Here is a 16,542-nt window from a genome sequence, read left to right on the forward strand (position 1 = left end):
GAGGTTAGTATGTCCAGCTATTCCTATAATCATCCTTTATTTGGTTATGTAACCTATGAAACAGCGCACACCCCGGCAATATTCGGTGATGACATCACCTTTACCAGTGGATTTAATACTGATGATCTTTCCATGATACATATTCCGCAGCTTGCGGGTATAACTAATTTTGTATCGACGATTTATTTTCATAACAAGGCGCATAATCAACTATTAAGCGCCTTTATGGAAATTGAAAATGAAGGGTTGCTTCATCATATTACTAATTTTAACAGCGTTTTTAATATGAGATTACGCAGGCCCACTAACGGCAAATTCAGTACGCTTCCGTCAAATCACTCGTTTGGAATTGCCATTGATATTAACCAGGGGGATGGACAGAACGGGATATCCTCAGCGCCCCTGGCGCCTATTTTCTTAAAATATGGATTTGGCTGGGGGAATAGTTTTACCTCTCCTGATCCTATGCATTATGAAGTGAATCAATTCTTATGACCTACTATTTAATAATATATAAGAGGCTTGGTTTAACGATGAAAAAAGTTATCGCTACGTCATTTGCAGACCCAAAAGATGTTGAAAGATATAACAAAGTGCTTGCAGAAACAGGCTCAGAAAAAGCAGCTTTGCAGGCTGGAGATAACGGCGTAGGGGCGTGGGGTGATATTACAGCAACCGAAGAGGAAGCAATATGTGCCTTACCCCCAGAAGTTATTAAAGAAAAATGGGGGAGCTTAAAACAAGCTAAAAGAAAACCGGTAGCAGTAAAATATGTTGATGTTGTTGTTACCGGAGTGCTGGGCGACATTATGCCCTCTGTAAAAAATATCAAAAATGGCGCAGGGATCGATCTTAATCCAGGTTTTGCCATCCGGCTGGGTTTAAAGCCGCCGTTTAAAACTGACGTGGAGTGGGAGTGGGGTGACGGAGGATAGCGCTAGCCACGGGACTTTCGCTTCCATCAGGCGTTTCGCACTCACTAAACGTACACTCATAATTTGCTATGCTGATGTCAGAGAAAATGGGCGCCATTTTCCCGAGTTCAGCGGTGAAATGCAACGCGCCCGGCATAAAGGAGCACGGTAATGTCAAATGTATGCGTGATTGCCTGGGTGCACGGCACGGTCCAGGGGGTAGGGTTTCGTTACAGCACCCAGCATGAAGCCAACCGGCTGGGGCTTACCGGGTATGCCCGAAATTTAGACGACGGCAGCGTGGAAGTGGTGGCTTGTGGCGAAAATGAGCGGGTAGAACAGCTACTGGCCTGGCTTAAAGCGGGCGGGCCGCGCAGCGCCCGGGTGGAGAAAGTGCTTCATGAGCCACATCAACCCGAGCGCGAATGGACCAACTTCGGCATTCGCCATTAAAGGCATTTTACCGGCTTAGGCAGACCCGCAATTTTAGTGGCCTGCTTCGCCGGGCCTTTCGGGAATAAGCGGAAAAGATAGCGGCTGTTGCCTTTCTCTTCGCCATACGCTTTCGCCATCGCCTTGACTAACATTCGGATGGCGGGCGAGGTATTAAACTCCAAATAAAACTCGCGCACGAAGCGCACCACTTCCCAGTGTTCTGGCGTCAGCGCGATGCCTTCCTGCTCAGCAATCACCTCCGCCAGCCCTTCGCTCCAGGCGCTGGAATCTTTCAGATAACCATCGTTATCGGTTTCAAATTGTTTATCGTTAAAGGTCAACATAATGCTCTTACCACCGTGAAACGGGGTCGCAGTGTAGCAAATATTGGGGGCTGAAAAAAACAAAGCCCCGCGCAGTGGCGGGGCCGGGTAAACATGAGGCTGATTAATCGCGGCTGGCGAAGCCCAGGATGCTCAGCAGGCTGACGAAGATGTTATACAGCGACACGTACAGGCTGACGGTGGCGCGGATATAGTTGGTTTCGCCGCCGTGAATGATATTGCTGGTCTCATACAGGATTGCGCCAGAAGAGATCAGAATAAACACGGCACTGATTGCCAGGTGCAGGGCAGGCAGTTGCAGGAAGATGTTCGCCACCATCCCGATCAGCACCACCACAATACCCGCCATCAGCATACCGCCCATAAAGGACATGTCTTTACGGGTGGTCAGCACGTAGGCGGAGCAGCAGAAGAACACTAACGCAGTGCCGCCCAGCGCCATGCCGATCACGTCGCCCATCCCGGCAGACAGATACGCATTCAGGATCGGGCCAAGGATATAACCCAGGAAACCGGTGAACGCGAACGCAGAGACAATACCTGCCGGCGAGTTAGCGGTTTTATAGGTCAGGAACATCAGGCCGTACATCCCCACCAGCGTCAGGATAATCCCCGGCGACGGCAGGCCCAGCACGGTACTGGCGGTGGCGGTCATAGCCGAAAACGCCAGCGTCAGGCTCAACAGGAAATAGGTGTTACGCAGCACTTTATGCGTGCTAAGCAGCGAATTCATATCGCGTGAGGAATAAACTATGCGATCCATGAGTTGTTCTCTCATTACAGGTGTTTAGCGTCAGAGAATAGTGCGCCATAAGGAAGCGGCAAAGCGCTTTTACCCATCTTTACGCTGATTTATCAAGCAAAACAATCAGTAGCTGGCGAAGAGTCTTCAAACAGTCGGAAGCGAAAAGCGCCTCTCCGCCACAACTTCGCTGCTAACTTTTTGTGCATAACGTCGATAATTCAGGCGATTAATCGCAATTTGCTTGTTTTTGCGGCAAACGAACGGTTCCGGGCTTTACAGGAGGAAAGGGGATGTTTATAGTTCGCCTCATTGGAAGTGTGGCCGAGCGGTTGAAGGCACCGGTCTTGAAAACCGGCGACTCGAAAGGGTCCCAGAGTTCGAATCTCTGCGCTTCCGCCATATTAGTGAAGGGGTCGTCGAAAGACGACCCCTTTTGCTTTGTGGCGTATGGCTAGACCAGCAATCATTAAAGCCAGAGCGCATTAACGCCTACTCCGGCTTTATTCTCCGTATTATCCCTCAACCGCCTCGCGCAGCCGGGCTTTCATCGTGATATAGGTCATTTGCGCATACTGCTCGGCCCAGTGTTGATCCTGTATCGCGCTGAGATTGACGGCGCAATACTTGGTTTCCGGCGTTTTAGAGACAGGATCGAGATTATCCTGGGTCAGCTCATTGCACGCGCCTATCCACCACTGGTAGGTCATATATACCGCCCCCTGATTGATACGTTCGCTGACATCGGCGCGGCTGATCACTCTACCGCGCCGTGAGCTTACCCATACCAGCGCCCGATCGCGGATGCCAAGCTGCTGCGCGTCCTGCGGATTAATCTGCACAAAACCCGGCTCATCGGCCAGCGTTTGCAATGCCGCACAGTTACCGGTCATTGAACGGCAGGAGTAGTGGCCTACCTCGCGTACCGTACACAGCACCAGCGGATACTCGGCGTCAGGGCGTTCTGCCGGTGCGCGCCACGGCGCGGCGAAGAGTTGCCCGCGTCCTGAAGGGGTATCAAACTGGTTACCTTCGTACAGGTACGGGGTGCCGGGGTGATCCAGCGTTGGGCAGGGCCACTGAATATGTCCCATCTCGCCCATTTTCTGATACGTCACGCCAAAAAACAGCGGACACAACTCGCGCATTTCATCCCAGATTTGCTGATTATCCCGGTAATGCATCGGGTAGCCCATCTCCGTGGCAAGCAGGCTAATGATTTCCCAGTCGCGTTTTACGTTGTAGGACGGCTCGATAGCTTTTTCGAAACGCTGGAACCCACGGTCGGCGCAGGTAAACACGCCGCCATGCTCACCCCAGGAGGTTGCGGGCAGGATAACGTCGGCCGCTTCGGCGGTTTTGGTCATGAAAATGTCCTGCACCACTACAAAGTCCAGCGCCTCAAATCCGGCGCGCACCAGCCCCAGATCGGCTTCGGTCTGTAGCGGATCTTCCCCCATGATGTAATAGGCTTTTACCTTGCCCTCCAGTGCCAGATGGGGAACCTCAGTGATGCGCACACCCGGCTGGTCGTCCATCAGCGCAGGATCAATGCCCCAGGCATGGGCGAATTTTTCACGTACGGCGGCATCGGTGACCGGCTGGTAACCGGGAAACTGGTTTGGCAGTACCCCCATGTCACAGGCACCCTGGACATTGTTCTGGCCGCGTACCGGGCCGACGCCCACGTGCGCCCGTCCAAGATTACCGGTCAGTAACGCGAGGCTCGCCAGCCCTTTAACCACATCCACCGCCTGGCCGAACTGGGTCACGCCCATGCCCCACATAATGGTGGCGGAGGGGGCAGCGGCATAGGTGCGCATAGCCTGCCGGATGCTTTGCGCCGACACACCGGTTATCGCTTCTACCGCTTCCGGCGCGTACGCTTTTACCTGTTCCCGATAGGCTTCGATTCCGTCGGTATAGCGGCTGACATACTCATGGTCATACAGATCTTCTTCCAGCAGCACATAGCCGAAGGCATTGACCAGCGCCATATTACAGCCGTTGTTAATTTGCAGATGCTGATCGGCGATGCGCGCTGTTTCGATGCGGCGCGGATCGCAAACGATCACTTTTGCGCCGTTCTGCTTCGCTCTCAGGACTCGGCGCGCCACGATGGGATGCGAGTCCGCACAGTTGTAGCCAAACACCAGCAGGCATTTGGAATGTTCAATATCTGCGATGGAATTACTCATCGCCCCATTGCCGAGGGTTTCCTGAAGCCCGGCGACGGACGGGCCGTGGCATACCCTGGCGCAGCAGTCGACGTTATTGGTATGGAGCACCGCGCGGGCGAATTTCTGCATCACATAATTGGTTTCATTACCCGTACCACGCGACGAACCCGTGGTCATGATGGCGCGCGGGCCATAAGCGGCTTTGATCTCTCCAAGCCGCTTTGCGGTATAGCGAATGGCCTCGTCCCAGGTCACCGGGGTGAGTTTGCCCCCCTTTTGGTAGCGGATCATCGGCTGGCGCAGGCGCGGAGTCAGCAGTCGGGTATCGTTAAGAAAATCCCAACCGTAGTACCCCTTCAGGCATAGCTGGTTCTGGTTAGTTATGCCGTCCGCCGCTTCCGCGCGGATGATTTTATTGCTGTTGACCACAAGGTTGAGTTTGCAGCCCGCACCACAGTACGGGCAAACGCTGGTGACTTTTTTCATCATTAACAGACCTGTTAAAAGTTGAAAGAGCGAGAGGAATGAGAGTTAAAACGTCAGCGCCGGGATGTTATCCAGCGCCGCGCGGCGGCGTTTTTCCGCGCTGAGTTGCGCCAGTCGGTTACGATCGACGCAGAGAATGGCGTTGGTCGGGCATGCCTCGATACAGGCAGGGCCTTCTGCGCGGTGATGGCACAGGTCGCACTTATTGGCTTCGGCTTTTTCCGCCATCACGTTTAAGCCAGCGCCGCTATTACGCACCACCGGGCGAACCACCACTTCCATGGCACCGTACGGGCAGGCCACCACGCAGGTTTTACAACCGATGCAGCGCTCCTGTTGAACGTGAACAAACCCCTGATCGCGGCGGATCGCGCCGTTCGGGCAGACGTTAGCGCAGGGCGCGTCTTCGCACTGGCGGCACATCGTCGCGGTAGAGACATTCACCCCTTTGATAACATGCACCCGGGGCAGAAAGGTTTTCGCCGTCAGGGCTGAGCAGTCCTGGTCCTGCTGGTGAGAAACTACGCAGGCGACTTCGCATGTGCGGCACCCAATACATTTGCTGGCATCAGCAATGATGAAGCGGTTCATCAATTTCTCCGGTTAATAAGTAACGCTCACCCTAAGCATTAACCGTGCCAGGTTTTAATTTATTGAAAATATGGGGTTTTATAAGATATTTTTGATGAGGCGTCACTGTCATTGTCATTTGTGACACTGTCAGTGACGCCCCGGGAGGGAAGAAAACAACGCTAAAACCTGGTATTACAGCGCCACAAAACCGCCGTTATCGCGCCAGTCGCCGAGACGCTGATAAACCGTCTCCACCGCCTGTTTCACCGCCTCGGTCATGGGATAGTAAAATCCCACAATATCCGGTTGTATGCCGACGAAGATCACCTCACCGACGTCGGGCTTCAGCTGTTCCACCAGATAGTTGAGCGGCATATTATGGGTGGTCATCATAAACATCTCCGCGATATCGTCCGGGTCAATAATGCGGATCTCGCCGGGATTCAGCCCCATATCGGTGGCATCGACGATCATCAGCCGATCGGGCCGCAGTTCGCGGATCGCCACAATATCGTTTTCCGGCGCGCTACCGCCGTCAATAACCTGCCATGCCCCCTGGGGGGCCGAATGACAGCGTTCAGCCAGCAGCGGACCGGCACCATCATCGCCCATCATGCTATTGCCCACGCACAGTAATACGTCAGTCATATTGTCTCCTCACCATGATATATACCGCGCTTTCTTGCTGAATGGCCGCCAGCCAGCCAAGCATGGCGTGGCTCCACGCCTGTTGCTCATCGGTCTGCGCGGCAAGCGCGGCATCAAACGCGCGCGCCAGCATCGTCACGTGGCTGTGGTCGATGACAATCTCGCCATAGCGCGGCACGCCTTCCATTTTGCGCCGCGCCTCGCTACCGTCGGCGAGGGTGGCTATCCAGGCGCGATAGTCAGCCAGATTGCAGGTCAGCGCCGCCGACAGGCAGTCAATCACGCCAAGATGATGGCCAATTGCCAGGCTGTAATAGATCACCTGTTGCGCTTTCGGGGGAGTCGCCTCGCTGTGGTCAATAAACTTACGGCTTAACATGCTGAACACCACCGACTCGTTCATCACACCCGCTCCTGTTCCACGACGCTGTGCAGGCTGGTGACAATTTCGTTGAGGCGCGGATCGTTTTCCTGCTCCAGCCAGCGCAGCACATGGTCGTCGCCCTGCACCAGATGGCGCATGTAGTCATCGGCGATCTGACGTCCATAGCGATAGCCCGCCAGGCGGCGCGCGGTCCGCTCAATACGCACCCGCAGCGGTTGCACCATCTCTGGATGGAGGATTTCCGCAGGTGCGGCATCCAGTTCGCCCGGTTCGCGCGCATGGATTTTTTGCTCCAGCAGGCCCAGCGCCAGCGCGAAGCCGTACAGCGTCGAGGCGGGCGTCGGCGGGCAGCCGGGGATATACACGTCAACCGGGACAATTTTATCGGTACCGCCCCAGACGCAGTAAAGATCGTGGAAAATCCCGCCGGTGTTGCCGCAGGCACCGTAGGAGATACAAATCTTCGGATCCGGCGATGATTCCCAGGCACGCAGGGCAGGGGAGCGCATGGCACGGGTCACCGCGCCGGTAAACAGTAAAATGTCGGCATGACGCGGTGACGGCACCACTTTGATGCCGAAGCGTTCGGCATCAAACAGCGGCGACAGCGTCGCGAAAATTTCAATTTCGCAGCCGTTACAACCGCCGCAGTCCACCCGATAAACATAGGCCGAGCGTTTGATTTTCTTTAACAGTGCGGTTTTCATGGCGGCAATGGATTCATCCACCGTCATCGGCACCGGTATGCCCTGAGCGTCGCGCGGGCCTAAAAGCTGGCTCATTACACCGCCTCCTTCATCTCACGGGTAAAGTCGATAAGTTCAGACGGGGCCAGGCCCTGCTGGCGTTTACAGTCCGGGCAGGTTTCGAAACTCTCCCGGTGTTGCTCAGCGCGGCTATCGCCGTTATGAGCTAACAGTGCGATAGCGTAATCAATCTCTTTTTGCACCGCGTAAGGCGTGCCGCATACCCGGCAGTGACAATAATCGAACCGCGCCTGTTGCAAAAAATCCGCTTTACGCCACACCGCCAGCTCGTACTCACGCGTCAGCGCGATAGCCGCCGTCGGGCAGACTTCTTCACAGCGCCCGCAGAAAATGCAGCGCCCGAGATCAAACTGCCAGGCCAGTTGCTGCTTAACCTGATCGATATCGACCGTTAAGGCGTTTGACGGGCAGGCGTTAACGCAGGCGGCGCAGCCAATACACTGCTGCGGATTATGCTGCGGCTTGCCGCGGTAATTTTTATCCACGTCATACGGCTGTAGCGGCCAGGTTGACGTCGCCACGCCGCCTTTGAGGGCTTTTTTGATAAAAGTAAACATACTCTCCCCGGACTATTTCAGCGGTGAATTGACGCGCTCAATGCTGTAGCGCTCAAGCTCTTTGTACGGCACCACCTGGCTTTTCTTCTTACGCACATCCACCACGGTCATGCGGTCGGTGCAGGAGTAGCAAGGGTCGAGGCTGCCGATGATCAGCGGGGCGTCAGAAACGGTATTACCGCGCAGCATGTAGCGCAGGGTCGGCCAGTTGGCGTAGGTCGCCGCCCGGCAGCGCCAGCGGTAGAGTTTCTGGTTATCACCGGTCATGCTCCAGTGGATATCGTCGCCGCGCGGCGCTTCTGAAAAGCCCAGCGCAAAGCGGTGCGGAATATAGGTAAACCCTTCCACCGCCAGCGGGCCGCCCGGCAGGTTATCCAGGCCAAAATCGATCATATTCAGCGCGGTGAAGACTTCGTTGATACGCACTTTCAGGCGCGACAGCACGTCACAGCCGTTCAGGCTATGCACTTCCATCGGCAGCAGGCCATAGCCGACAAACGGATGGTCGGCGCGGGTATCGCGGGCGTGGCCGCTGGCGCGTACCATCGGGCCGACGTTGCTGAAGTCGCGGGCGATTTGCGGATCGAGACGGCCAATGCCGACAGTGCGCTGTTCGATATTCGGGGTGCTCAGCAGAATATCCACCAGATCCTGCACGTCGCGGCGCATTTGCTGCGCAAGCTGGCGGGTCTGGATCATGTCGTCTTTCAGCAGGTCGCGACGAATGCCGCCGATCAGGTTCAGGCCGTAGGTTTTACGCGCGCCGGTGAGGATCTCGGCCATTTTCATTGAGGCTTCGCGCACTTTGAAAAACTGCATAAAGCCAGAGTCAAAGCCGACAAAGTGACAGGCAAGGCCGAGATTAAGCAGATGGCTGTGCAGACGCTCCACTTCGAGCAGGATCGCGCGGATCATTTGCGCGCGCTCCGGCACCACGATGCCCATCGCATTCTCTACCGAAGTGGTATAAGCGGTACTGTGGGCGAAGCCGCAGATCCCACATACCCGATCGGACAGAAAAGTGACTTCGTTATAACCCATGCGGGTTTCCGCCAGCTTTTCCATGCCGCGATGGACGTAGAACAGGCGGTAATCGGCGTCGATAATATTTTCGCCATCGACAAACAGACGGAAGTGGCCCGGCTCGTCCGAGGTGACGTGCAGTGGGCCAATGGGCACCACATTGTTTTTCTTGTTACCCAGCTCGTTGATGAACTCATAGGTTTCGCTGTCGGTGGTCGGTGCCGGACGCTGGCGGTAATCCATGCTGTCTTTACGCAGCGGATAGAGATCGTCGGGCCAGTCATCCGGCAGCACCAGACGGCGCTCGTCGGGCAAACCTACCGCAATCAAACCATACATATCGCGCACTTCGCGCTCGCCCCACACGGCGGCAGGCACGCGCGGCGTGACGGACGGGAACTCAGGCCGGTCAGGGTCGACCTCCACCCGCACCGTGATCCAGCATTTGGTGCCTTGCTCCATCGACAGCACGTAATACACTGCGAAATTGCCGCACAGTTTGCGCTCATCGTTGCCGAACAGCACTGACAGCCAGCCGCCCTGTTGGTAATACAAGTACTCCACGACTTCCGGCAAATAATTCAGTTTGACGGTGAGGGTAATCTGGTCGCGGGTTTGCCAGGCTTCATCAAGCACCACCCCAGGAAACGCCTGGTGCAGCGCGGCAAGATAGTGTTGACCCACTTTTTCTTCAGACATCATAAATTCTCTTATCACGCCGCCAGCAAGGAGACGAAGGCTAAAAAGGCAAAGCCGAAACCGGCCCAGGTAATACGGGACGTCTCAACAAAACGCAGACGCGCCATGCTGTTTTCCGCCAGGGCGATCAGCAGCACCGCCACCACCAGCTTAATCACCGCTATCAGCACAGCGACGATCAGCCCCGGCCAGGAGAACGCGCTCATCTGGCCCCAGGGGATGAACACGCCGAGGAACATTTGCAGCACCACCAGCTGTTTCAGGCTGATGCCCCACTTCAGCAGGGCAAAACCGCTGCCGCTGTATTCGCTAAGCGGTCCTTCCTGCAACTCCTGTTCCGCTTCGGCCAGATCGAACGGCAGTTTGCCCATTTCAATGAATGTGGCGAACGCGCAGGCCAGCAGCGCCAGCCCGAGCGGCAGGGTAGCGTGCACGGGCCAGTGATAGATTGTCAGGGTGATACTGCTGATATGAGTTGCGCCTGCCACCTGGGCCGCCACCCACAGACCGAGCAGCAAAATCGGCTCAACCAGCACGCCGAGCATTGCCTCGCGGCTGGCACCGATGCCGGTAAACGGGCTGCCGGTATCCAGCCCGGCAATAGCGAAAAAGAAACGGGCAATGGCGAACAGGTAGATCAGCGTGATCAGATCGCCCAGCTCAGACAGCGGCGAATACAGCGTCACCACCGGCAGCGCGCAGGCGATGGTCAGCATCACGCCCACCATCACCAGCGGCATCAGGCGGAACACCCAACCGGAGGCGGCGGGCGCAACGCTCTGGCGGCTGAGTAATTTCACCAGATCCCGGTATTCCTGAAGTATTCCGGGGCCGCGACGATTATGCAGCCGGGCGCGGGCTGCCCGGGTAATGCCAGACAGCAGCGGCGCAACGGCAAACAGCACCAGCATCTGGATGACGGGCAAAAGCAGATTGGTCATATCAGGCTCCCTGAGAAATCACGACAACCAGCAGAACGGCCAGCTCGATAAACGCCATCCGGCGGAATACCTGACCGGTTCGTTCACCGTGCCAGCCGGGGAAGAGCGCCACCGGGTTCAGACGCTTGCGCAGTGCCAGTACCGGCGCGAACGCCGCTTTTAGCGGATGGGCAAAACCGTGGGCGGTAATCACCATTTCCGGTTCATGCTGGTAGCCACACACCCAGGCCGAACCGCGGGTACGGTTTTCCAGCCGATCGCCCTTGAACAGCGCCATCATCGCCAGCGGCAACAGCAGCGTCGCGATCAGCAGCAGGGTGATCATCGGCTGAGAAACTTCCGTACCCGGCGTCGCCAGCGGCAGCGGCACGGCATGACTCAGCAGCGGCAGCAGCCACGGCGCGCCAACACCGCCCGCCACGCAGCACAACGCCAGAACGGCGACGCTCAGCTTCATCATTAACGGGACGCAGCAGGCATTTTGTGCGGCTGGGGTGCGCGGCGCGCCGAGGAAGGTGACGCCGTAGACTTTAGCCATACACATCACCGCCAGCGCGCCGGTAATCGCCAGGCCTACCGCCAGCAGCGGCCCCAGCAGGCGGGCGATGAATTGCGGCTGATTGCCAAGATGGAAGAAAGATTGATAAATCACCCACTCGCCGGCAAAGCCATTGAGCGGCGGCAGCGCGGCCATTGCCATCAGGCCAACCAGCATCGCCACGGAAATCAGCGGCATACGCTTACCGAGGCCGCCGAGTTTCTCAATATCGTGCTGCCCGGTACTGAACCACACCGCACCGGCACCCAAAAACAGCGTGGTTTTGAACAGGCTGTGGTTGAACAGGTGATAAAGCCCGCCCGTCAGACCGAGCGCGACCAGCAGCGGTGCCTGGACACTGATGCCAATCAGCCCGACGCCGAGACCGAGCAGGATAATGCCGATATTTTCCAGCGAATGGTAAGCCAGCAGACGATTGATGTTGTGCTCCATCAGCGCGTACAACCCACCGACGAAAGCGGTGATCGCGCCCAGCAGCGCCACCACAACGCCGCACCAAAGCGGCAACACATTCAGCAGTGAGAAAGTGAGCAGGCCGTAAACGCCGACTTTCAGCACCACGGCGGAAAACAGCGCCGCCGCCGGGCCGCTGGCCTGGGCATGCGCTGAAGGCACCCAGCCGTGCAGGGGAATAATGCCTGCCAGTAAGCCGAACCCGATGACACCAGCCACCCAGATCGGGAGGCTCAGCGGTTGGTCAACCATCATTTGCGACATCAGGGTGATATCCAGCGTGCCGTACTGCTTCCAGAGCAGCGCGCAAGCGACGGCCAACAGCAGCGTCCCGAGGCGGCCCAGCGCAAACCACAGTTTGCCGGACTGGGCGCAGCCGGTCAGGAACATCGCGCACAGCGCCATAATCTCAGTCATCAATACCAGTATGCCGAGGTTGGCGCTCACCACCGCCATCAGCGCCGCCGCCAGCAGCAGGTTCATTAACCATCCGTTGGCCTTAAGCGGGCGATGGCGATGAAGTGGGATGGCGAACAGGCTGATAAACAGGCCAGGCAGGCCAAGCGTGAGCAGCCACACCGCGTTAAGCGCGGAAAGCTGTGCCTGAAAATGGAGTGCCGTAACGGTGAACCGCAGCGCGGAATCGCCGTGAGTTAGTGCCAGCGCGCCGGCCAGCGTTGCCAGCGCGCTGCCCAGCGCGCCGCCCAGACCGGCGACAACAGCGCTAAGCGATTTGTGAAAAGCCAGCAGCGCCGCGATCAGGGCGCTGCCGCTGAATGCCCACAGCGCGCCGTTAATCAAATCAGAGTAATTCATTTTTCTCCCTCGCCACCCGCGCTAAACAGCGACAGATCGCCGTAGTCAAGATTGATGGTCAGCGCGCGTTTGCGCTTGCTGGCCTGGGCGATATCCTGGTTACTGACCACGCGAAGGGCATGGGTCGGGCAGGTACGCACGCAGGCTGGCCCTTGCTCATCAAAGCTGCATAAGTCGCATTTCACTGCGATAGCCCGTACTCCCGGCACCCAGTCCAGAAATGAACTGACCCGCGGGGAAGCGGGGGGCGCGGCGGGGGCTTTCGGGCTGTTGGCGTTAGCAGGGATATCCAGCGGACGGCTACCGGAAAATTCAATGGCACCGAATGGGCAGACGATGCCGCATAGCTTGCAACTGACGCACAGGCTCTCATTCAACTGAACCGCGCCGTTATCGCGCACAATGGCATTTACCGGGCACACCTGAGCGCAGGGCGCATCTTCACAGTGGTGGCACAGTTGCGGAGCGGATTCTTTAGCGCTACGCATCACTTTCAGACGCGGCATGGATTGCAGACCGTGCTGACGGTGTATCTCTGAGCAGGCGGCTTCGCAGGTGCGGCAGCCAATACAGACTTTGGAATCAGCGATTACAAAACGATTCACCAGGCTTCCTCGGGTGATTGTCATTTTTGACGAAATGGTGCCAAAAGTGTCACTTTTGACATTTTTGACACCGCTATTCAGGCCAGCACCAGGCCTGCGCAGTCAGGGGCAAAATCAGCGATTTCCAGCGGCCGATCTTTCTCAATCGCCTCGTACAGGCAGTCATAAATCTTGCCGATTTTTGACAGGTAGTGTTCCAGCACGGCCGGGCGATCCTGATTAGCGATCTGACCATCCAGCATTCCCTTATGGTCGAGTTCAGCCGAGGCGATAAGCGCGCTCTCTTTTCCGTCGCGGGTTTCCAGACGGTAATGGATGGTGTGGCAGTTAAAGTCAGGTGCCTGAACAACGCGAATAATGAAGTGATCGAACAAATAAAAGCTCAATCCTTCTTCCGGTTCGCAGCTAATAGCGTGATGAAGTTTGTACTTAGACAAGGTGATGGCCTGGACCAGGGTATTACAATAGGTATGCCACTGGGACTGTAAGCGACGGTGGCGGTCGGCGATAAATTCCGCTTTTACGCTGAGCTCTGAAATAGTCATGGTAAGTCACTCTGATTGATAAGACTTCCGGCTAAAGCACAGAGCGTGCCAGTTTTTCAATTTATTGATTTATAACGTTTTTGTGCTCTATTGCCATACGCGCTCTACGAAATTGACATGTCATTTTGGCAATTTAGACAAGGCGTGTGACATAACGCCACTTTTTAAACGACTCATTGGCATGAAGTTTGCTTAATTCGCGAGACGAATGCTTTTTGTCTACAGGAGACGCCATGCATGAACTCACGCTTTGCCAGCGGGCCCTGGAATTAATCGAACAGCACGCCGCGCAGCATCAAGCCCGGAGAGTGACGGCAGTCTGGCTAAAAATCGGCGCGTTCTCATGCGTAGAACAGGGCGCGCTGGAGTTTTGTTTTGATCTGGTCTGCCGGGACACGCTGGCAGAAGGCTGCGAGCTACATATTGAACAGCAGGAGGCGGAGTGCTGGTGCCCGACGTGTGACCAGTACATTACGTTGCTTTCATCCCGCGTACGCCAGTGCCCGCACTGCGGCTGCGATAAATTAAACATCGTTGCGGACGAAGGTCTGCAGATAAAACGAATGGAAATCGCTCAGGAGTAAATTATGTGTACTACATGCGGTTGCGCCGAAGGCAACCTGTATATCGAAGGGGATGAGCGCAACCCGCACTCCGCCTTTCGCAGCGCGCCCTTTGCCCCTGCGGCCCGCCCGGCGCTGCACATCAGCGCCGTCCGTACTCAGGATTTCAGCCCGGCCGAAAGCGCGCAGGGCGACTTACACTACGGCCACGGCGAAGCCGGTACCCACGCCCCGGGCATGAGCCAGCGGCGGATGGTGGAAATCGAAACCGACGTGCTGGACAAGAATAACCGGCTGGCCGCCCGCAACCGCGCCCGCTTCGCCGCCCGCGGGCAGCTGGTATTAAATCTGGTCTCCAGCCCCGGCTCCGGTAAGACCACGTTACTGACCGAAACCCTGAAACGCCTGCACGGCACGGTGCCCTGCGCCGTTATCGAAGGCGACCAGCAGACGGTGAACGACGCCGAGCGCATCCGCGCCACCGGTACTCCGGCAATCCAGGTGAATACCGGCAAAGGCTGCCATCTGGATGCGCAGATGATTGCCGATGCCATGCAGCGTCTGCCACTGGACGATGGCGGCATCCTGTTTATCGAAAACGTCGGTAACCTGGTGTGCCCGGCCAGCTTTGACCTCGGCGAGCGCCATAAGGTGGCGGTGCTGTCGGTCACCGAAGGCGAGGACAAGCCGCTCAAGTACCCGCATATGTTCGCCGCCGCCTCGCTGATGCTGCTGAACAAGGTCGACCTGCTTGCGTACCTGAACTTTGACATGGAGGCCTGCCTGGCCGCCGCCCGCGCGGTCAATCCAGGTATTGAAATCATACTGGTTTCCGCCACCACCGGTGAGGGGATGGACGCCTGGCTTGCCTGGCTGGAGGCGCAGCGATGTGCATAGGCATTCCCGGCCAGATAGGCGAAATCGGCCCGGGCAACCGGGCGCAGATTATGGTGAGCGGCGCGCGCCGTGAAGTGGACCTGACCCTGGTGGGCACCCACGATGAGCACGGCAATTCCCGCACCGGGCAGTGGGTGCTGGTCCACGTCGGCTTCGCCATGAGCGTGATTGACGAGCACGAAGCCCGGGAAACCCTGGCAGCGCTGCACAATATGTATGAGGTGGAGCCCGACGTGGGCGTGCTGTTATTCCCGGAGGAGACCCGCTGATGCGTTACGTTGACGAGTACCGCGACCCTGAAAGAGTGATGGCGCTGATTGCGGTGCTGAAATCCCGCGCCCCGCGGCTGGCGTATGACGCCCGGCGTCCGCTGCGTATCATGGAAGTGTGCGGCGGCCACACCCACGCCATCTTTAAGTTCGGCCTCGACCAGCTGCTGCCGGACAACATCGAATTTATCCACGGCCCCGGCTGCCCGGTGTGCGTCCTGCCGATGGGGCGGATTGACAGCTGCCTGGAAATCGCCGCCCGTCCGGAGGTGATTTTCTGCACCTTCGGCGATGCGCTGCGGGTGCCGGGCAGAAACGGCTCGCTGACGGAGGCCAGGGCGCGCGGCGCGGACGTGCGCATCATCTATTCGCCGCTGGATGCGTTAACGCTTGCCGAAGCGAATCCGGACCGTAAGGTGGTGTTTTTCGGGCTCGGTTTTGAAACCACCATGCCCGCCACCGCGCTCACCCTGCAGCAGGCGAAGCAGCGCAACCTGCACAATTTCTTTTTCTTCTGCCAGCACATCACCCTCATCCCCACGCTGCGCAGCCTGCTGGCGCAGCCGGACAACGGCATTGATGCGCTGCTTGCGCCGGGGCACGTCAGCATGGTGATTGGCACTGCGGCCTATGATTTTATCGCCGGGGAGTTCCGGCGTCCGCTGGTGGTGGCGGGATTTGAACCCGTCGACCTGCTGCAGGGCGTGCTGATGCTGGTGGAGCAGAAAATCGCCGGGCACAGCCGGGTGGAAAACCAGTACAAACGCGTGGTGCCGGATGCGGGCAGCCAGGCGGCGCAGCAGGCCATCAGTGAGGTGTTCTGCGTGCAGGGCGACAGCGAATGGCGCGGGCTGGGGGTGATTGAAGATTCCGGCGTGCGCCTGACCGAGGACTATGCCCGGTTCGACGCAGAGCGGCACTTTAATCTTAAACCGCAGCAGGTTTACGACGACCCGCGCGCCCGCTGCGGCGATGTGCTGACCGGGCGCTGCAAACCTGCCCGCTGCCCGCTGTTCGGCGAACACTGCAACCCGCAGAACGCCTTTGGCGCGCTGATGGTCTCATCCGAAGGGGCCTGCGCGGCCTGGTACCAGTACCGTTCCACGGAGTGTGAAGCATGAAAACCATCACCCTTGCCCAC

General features: G+C 57.4%; 20 protein-coding genes and 1 tRNA gene. 8 read left to right on the top strand and 13 right to left on the bottom strand.

The annotated features are described in order from the left end of the window. Positions 1-9 precede the first annotated feature (9 nt). From FND52_RS08990 to yccX, 3 genes are all read left to right on the top strand, one after another. Positions 10-495: a M15 family metallopeptidase gene (locus FND52_RS08990; protein WP_144130548.1), complete on the top strand. Its 486-nt coding sequence runs from the start codon at positions 10-12 to the stop codon at positions 493-495. After that, positions 492-935 (top strand): hypothetical protein, encoded by a 444-nt coding sequence (locus FND52_RS08995; RefSeq protein WP_144130549.1) that lies wholly within the window; start codon positions 492-494, stop codon positions 933-935. Before FND52_RS08990 ends, FND52_RS08995 begins: the two co-directional genes overlap by 4 nt. A gap of 150 nt (positions 936-1,085) precedes the next feature. Beyond that, positions 1,086-1,367, top strand: a complete 282-nt coding sequence (yccX, locus tag FND52_RS09000) for an acylphosphatase (RefSeq protein ID WP_125291831.1) — start codon at positions 1,086-1,088, stop codon at positions 1,365-1,367. Here the strand turns inward: yccX and tusE are convergent. Together tusE and yccA are read right to left on the bottom strand one after the other, a co-directional pair. Then, positions 1,364-1,693 (bottom strand): sulfurtransferase TusE, encoded by a 330-nt coding sequence (gene tusE, locus FND52_RS09005; protein WP_125291832.1) that lies wholly within the window; start codon positions 1,691-1,693, stop codon positions 1,364-1,366. The two genes, yccX and tusE, sit on opposite strands and share 4 nt — an antisense overlap. Before the next feature lie 103 nt (positions 1,694-1,796). Further along, entirely contained in the window at positions 1,797-2,456 is a 660-nt protein-coding gene (yccA, locus tag FND52_RS09010; protein ID WP_125291833.1) for an FtsH protease modulator YccA, read from the bottom strand. A 293-nt stretch (positions 2,457-2,749) separates the two neighbouring features. On the opposite strand from yccA, the gene FND52_RS09015 reads away from it, so the two are divergent. Beyond that, positions 2,750-2,837, top strand: a tRNA-Ser gene (locus tag FND52_RS09015). A 113-nt stretch (positions 2,838-2,950) separates the two neighbouring features. Here FND52_RS09015 and fdhF read toward each other — a convergent pair. From fdhF to hycA, 11 genes are all read right to left on the bottom strand, one after another. Continuing rightward, entirely contained in the window at positions 2,951-5,101 is a 2,151-nt protein-coding gene (gene fdhF, locus FND52_RS09020; protein ID WP_144130577.1) for a formate dehydrogenase subunit alpha, read from the bottom strand. A 45-nt stretch (positions 5,102-5,146) separates the two neighbouring features. Next, complete coding sequence (gene hydN, locus FND52_RS09025; RefSeq protein ID WP_144130550.1) at positions 5,147-5,692, bottom strand: electron transport protein HydN; 546 nt, start codon at positions 5,690-5,692, stop codon at positions 5,147-5,149. Positions 5,693-5,866: 174 nt separating this feature from the next. Further along, a complete protein-coding gene (gene hycI / locus FND52_RS09030) occupies positions 5,867-6,322 on the bottom strand; it encodes a hydrogenase maturation peptidase HycI (RefSeq protein WP_144130551.1) in 456 nt (151 codons plus the stop codon). Further along, on the bottom strand, positions 6,315-6,725 hold the full coding sequence (locus FND52_RS09035) for a formate hydrogenlyase maturation HycH family protein (RefSeq protein WP_144130578.1): 411 nt from the start codon (positions 6,723-6,725) through the stop codon (positions 6,315-6,317). The genes hycI and FND52_RS09035 overlap by 8 nt, the downstream gene beginning before the upstream one ends. Beyond that, positions 6,725-7,489 (bottom strand): NADH-quinone oxidoreductase subunit B family protein, encoded by a 765-nt coding sequence (locus FND52_RS09040; RefSeq protein WP_125291836.1) that lies wholly within the window; start codon positions 7,487-7,489, stop codon positions 6,725-6,727. Before FND52_RS09040 ends, FND52_RS09035 begins: the two co-directional genes overlap by 1 nt. Next, complete coding sequence (locus FND52_RS09045) at positions 7,489-8,031, bottom strand: formate hydrogenlyase complex iron-sulfur subunit (RefSeq protein ID WP_144130552.1); 543 nt, start codon at positions 8,029-8,031, stop codon at positions 7,489-7,491. Before FND52_RS09045 ends, FND52_RS09040 begins: the two co-directional genes overlap by 1 nt. Positions 8,032-8,043: 12 nt before the next feature. Beyond that, positions 8,044-9,753 (bottom strand): hydrogenase large subunit, encoded by a 1,710-nt coding sequence (locus FND52_RS09050; RefSeq protein WP_125291838.1) that lies wholly within the window; start codon positions 9,751-9,753, stop codon positions 8,044-8,046. Between the two features lie 14 nt (positions 9,754-9,767). Next, positions 9,768-10,694 (bottom strand): respiratory chain complex I subunit 1 family protein, encoded by a 927-nt coding sequence (locus tag FND52_RS09055; protein ID WP_125291839.1) that lies wholly within the window; start codon positions 10,692-10,694, stop codon positions 9,768-9,770. A 1-nt stretch (position 10,695) separates the two neighbouring features. Next, entirely contained in the window at positions 10,696-12,522 is a 1,827-nt protein-coding gene (gene hycC, locus FND52_RS09060) for a formate hydrogenlyase subunit 3 (protein ID WP_144130553.1), read from the bottom strand. Further along, positions 12,519-13,127 carry a 4Fe-4S dicluster domain-containing protein gene (locus FND52_RS09065; protein ID WP_144130554.1) on the bottom strand — a complete coding sequence of 203 codons (609 nt, stop codon included), beginning with the start codon at positions 13,125-13,127 and terminating at the stop codon, positions 12,519-12,521. Before FND52_RS09065 ends, hycC begins: the two co-directional genes overlap by 4 nt. Positions 13,128-13,204: 77 nt before the next feature. Then, the gene (gene hycA, locus FND52_RS09070; RefSeq protein ID WP_125291842.1) at positions 13,205-13,672 is read right to left on the bottom strand and encodes a formate hydrogenlyase regulator HycA; all 468 of its coding nucleotides are present in this window, start codon (positions 13,670-13,672) and stop codon (positions 13,205-13,207) included. Between the two features lie 233 nt (positions 13,673-13,905). Here hycA and hypA point away from each other — a divergent pair, with 233 nt between their 5' ends. Genes hypA through hypD form a run of 4 tightly spaced genes read left to right on the top strand, consistent with a single transcriptional unit; the run spans position 13,906 to position 16,522 of the window. Further along, complete coding sequence (gene hypA, locus FND52_RS09075; protein WP_144130555.1) at positions 13,906-14,256, top strand: hydrogenase maturation nickel metallochaperone HypA; 351 nt, start codon at positions 13,906-13,908, stop codon at positions 14,254-14,256. A 3-nt stretch (positions 14,257-14,259) separates the two neighbouring features. Next, entirely contained in the window at positions 14,260-15,132 is an 873-nt protein-coding gene (hypB, locus tag FND52_RS09080) for a hydrogenase nickel incorporation protein HypB (RefSeq protein WP_144130556.1), read from the top strand. Then, the gene (locus tag FND52_RS09085; protein WP_125291845.1) at positions 15,123-15,401 is read left to right on the top strand and encodes a HypC/HybG/HupF family hydrogenase formation chaperone; all 279 of its coding nucleotides are present in this window, start codon (positions 15,123-15,125) and stop codon (positions 15,399-15,401) included. Before hypB ends, FND52_RS09085 begins: the two co-directional genes overlap by 10 nt. Further along, the gene (gene hypD, locus FND52_RS09090; RefSeq protein ID WP_125291846.1) at positions 15,401-16,522 is read left to right on the top strand and encodes a hydrogenase formation protein HypD; all 1,122 of its coding nucleotides are present in this window, start codon (positions 15,401-15,403) and stop codon (positions 16,520-16,522) included. Before FND52_RS09085 ends, hypD begins: the two co-directional genes overlap by 1 nt. The last annotated feature ends 20 nt before the right edge of the window (positions 16,523-16,542 follow it).

The organism is Atlantibacter subterraneus, assembly GCF_007570865.1.
GTDB classification, from domain to species: Bacteria; Pseudomonadota; Gammaproteobacteria; order Enterobacterales; family Enterobacteriaceae; genus Atlantibacter; species Atlantibacter subterraneus.

Excerpts from the sequence above, each read along its gene's own strand:
- FND52_RS08990 (WP_144130548.1), top strand. The coding sequence starts at position 10 with ATGTCCAGCTATTCCTATAATCATCCTTTATTTGGTTATGTAACCTAT.
- FND52_RS08995 (WP_144130549.1), top strand. The coding sequence starts at position 492 with ATGACCTACTATTTAATAATATATAAGAGGCTTGGTTTAACGATGAAA.
- yccX (WP_125291831.1), top strand. The coding sequence starts at position 1,086 with ATGTCAAATGTATGCGTGATTGCCTGGGTGCACGGCACGGTCCAGGGG.
- tusE (WP_125291832.1), bottom strand. The coding sequence starts at position 1,693 with ATGTTGACCTTTAACGATAAACAATTTGAAACCGATAACGATGGTTAT.
- yccA (WP_125291833.1), bottom strand. The coding sequence starts at position 2,456 with ATGGATCGCATAGTTTATTCCTCACGCGATATGAATTCGCTGCTTAGC.
- fdhF (WP_144130577.1), bottom strand. The coding sequence starts at position 5,101 with ATGAAAAAAGTCACCAGCGTTTGCCCGTACTGTGGTGCGGGCTGCAAA.
- hydN (WP_144130550.1), bottom strand. The coding sequence starts at position 5,692 with ATGAACCGCTTCATCATTGCTGATGCCAGCAAATGTATTGGGTGCCGC.
- hycI (WP_144130551.1), bottom strand. The coding sequence starts at position 6,322 with ATGACTGACGTATTACTGTGCGTGGGCAATAGCATGATGGGCGATGAT.
- FND52_RS09035 (WP_144130578.1), bottom strand. The coding sequence starts at position 6,725 with ATGAACGAGTCGGTGGTGTTCAGCATGTTAAGCCGTAAGTTTATTGAC.
- FND52_RS09040 (WP_125291836.1), bottom strand. The coding sequence starts at position 7,489 with ATGAGCCAGCTTTTAGGCCCGCGCGACGCTCAGGGCATACCGGTGCCG.
- FND52_RS09045 (WP_144130552.1), bottom strand. The coding sequence starts at position 8,031 with ATGTTTACTTTTATCAAAAAAGCCCTCAAAGGCGGCGTGGCGACGTCA.
- FND52_RS09050 (WP_125291838.1), bottom strand. The coding sequence starts at position 9,753 with ATGTCTGAAGAAAAAGTGGGTCAACACTATCTTGCCGCGCTGCACCAG.
- FND52_RS09055 (WP_125291839.1), bottom strand. The coding sequence starts at position 10,694 with ATGACCAATCTGCTTTTGCCCGTCATCCAGATGCTGGTGCTGTTTGCC.
- hycC (WP_144130553.1), bottom strand. The coding sequence starts at position 12,522 with ATGAATTACTCTGATTTGATTAACGGCGCGCTGTGGGCATTCAGCGGC.
- hycA (WP_125291842.1), bottom strand. The coding sequence starts at position 13,672 with ATGACTATTTCAGAGCTCAGCGTAAAAGCGGAATTTATCGCCGACCGC.
- hypA (WP_144130555.1), top strand. The coding sequence starts at position 13,906 with ATGCATGAACTCACGCTTTGCCAGCGGGCCCTGGAATTAATCGAACAG.
- hypB (WP_144130556.1), top strand. The coding sequence starts at position 14,260 with ATGTGTACTACATGCGGTTGCGCCGAAGGCAACCTGTATATCGAAGGG.
- FND52_RS09085 (WP_125291845.1), top strand. The coding sequence starts at position 15,123 with ATGTGCATAGGCATTCCCGGCCAGATAGGCGAAATCGGCCCGGGCAAC.
- hypD (WP_125291846.1), top strand. The coding sequence starts at position 15,401 with ATGCGTTACGTTGACGAGTACCGCGACCCTGAAAGAGTGATGGCGCTG.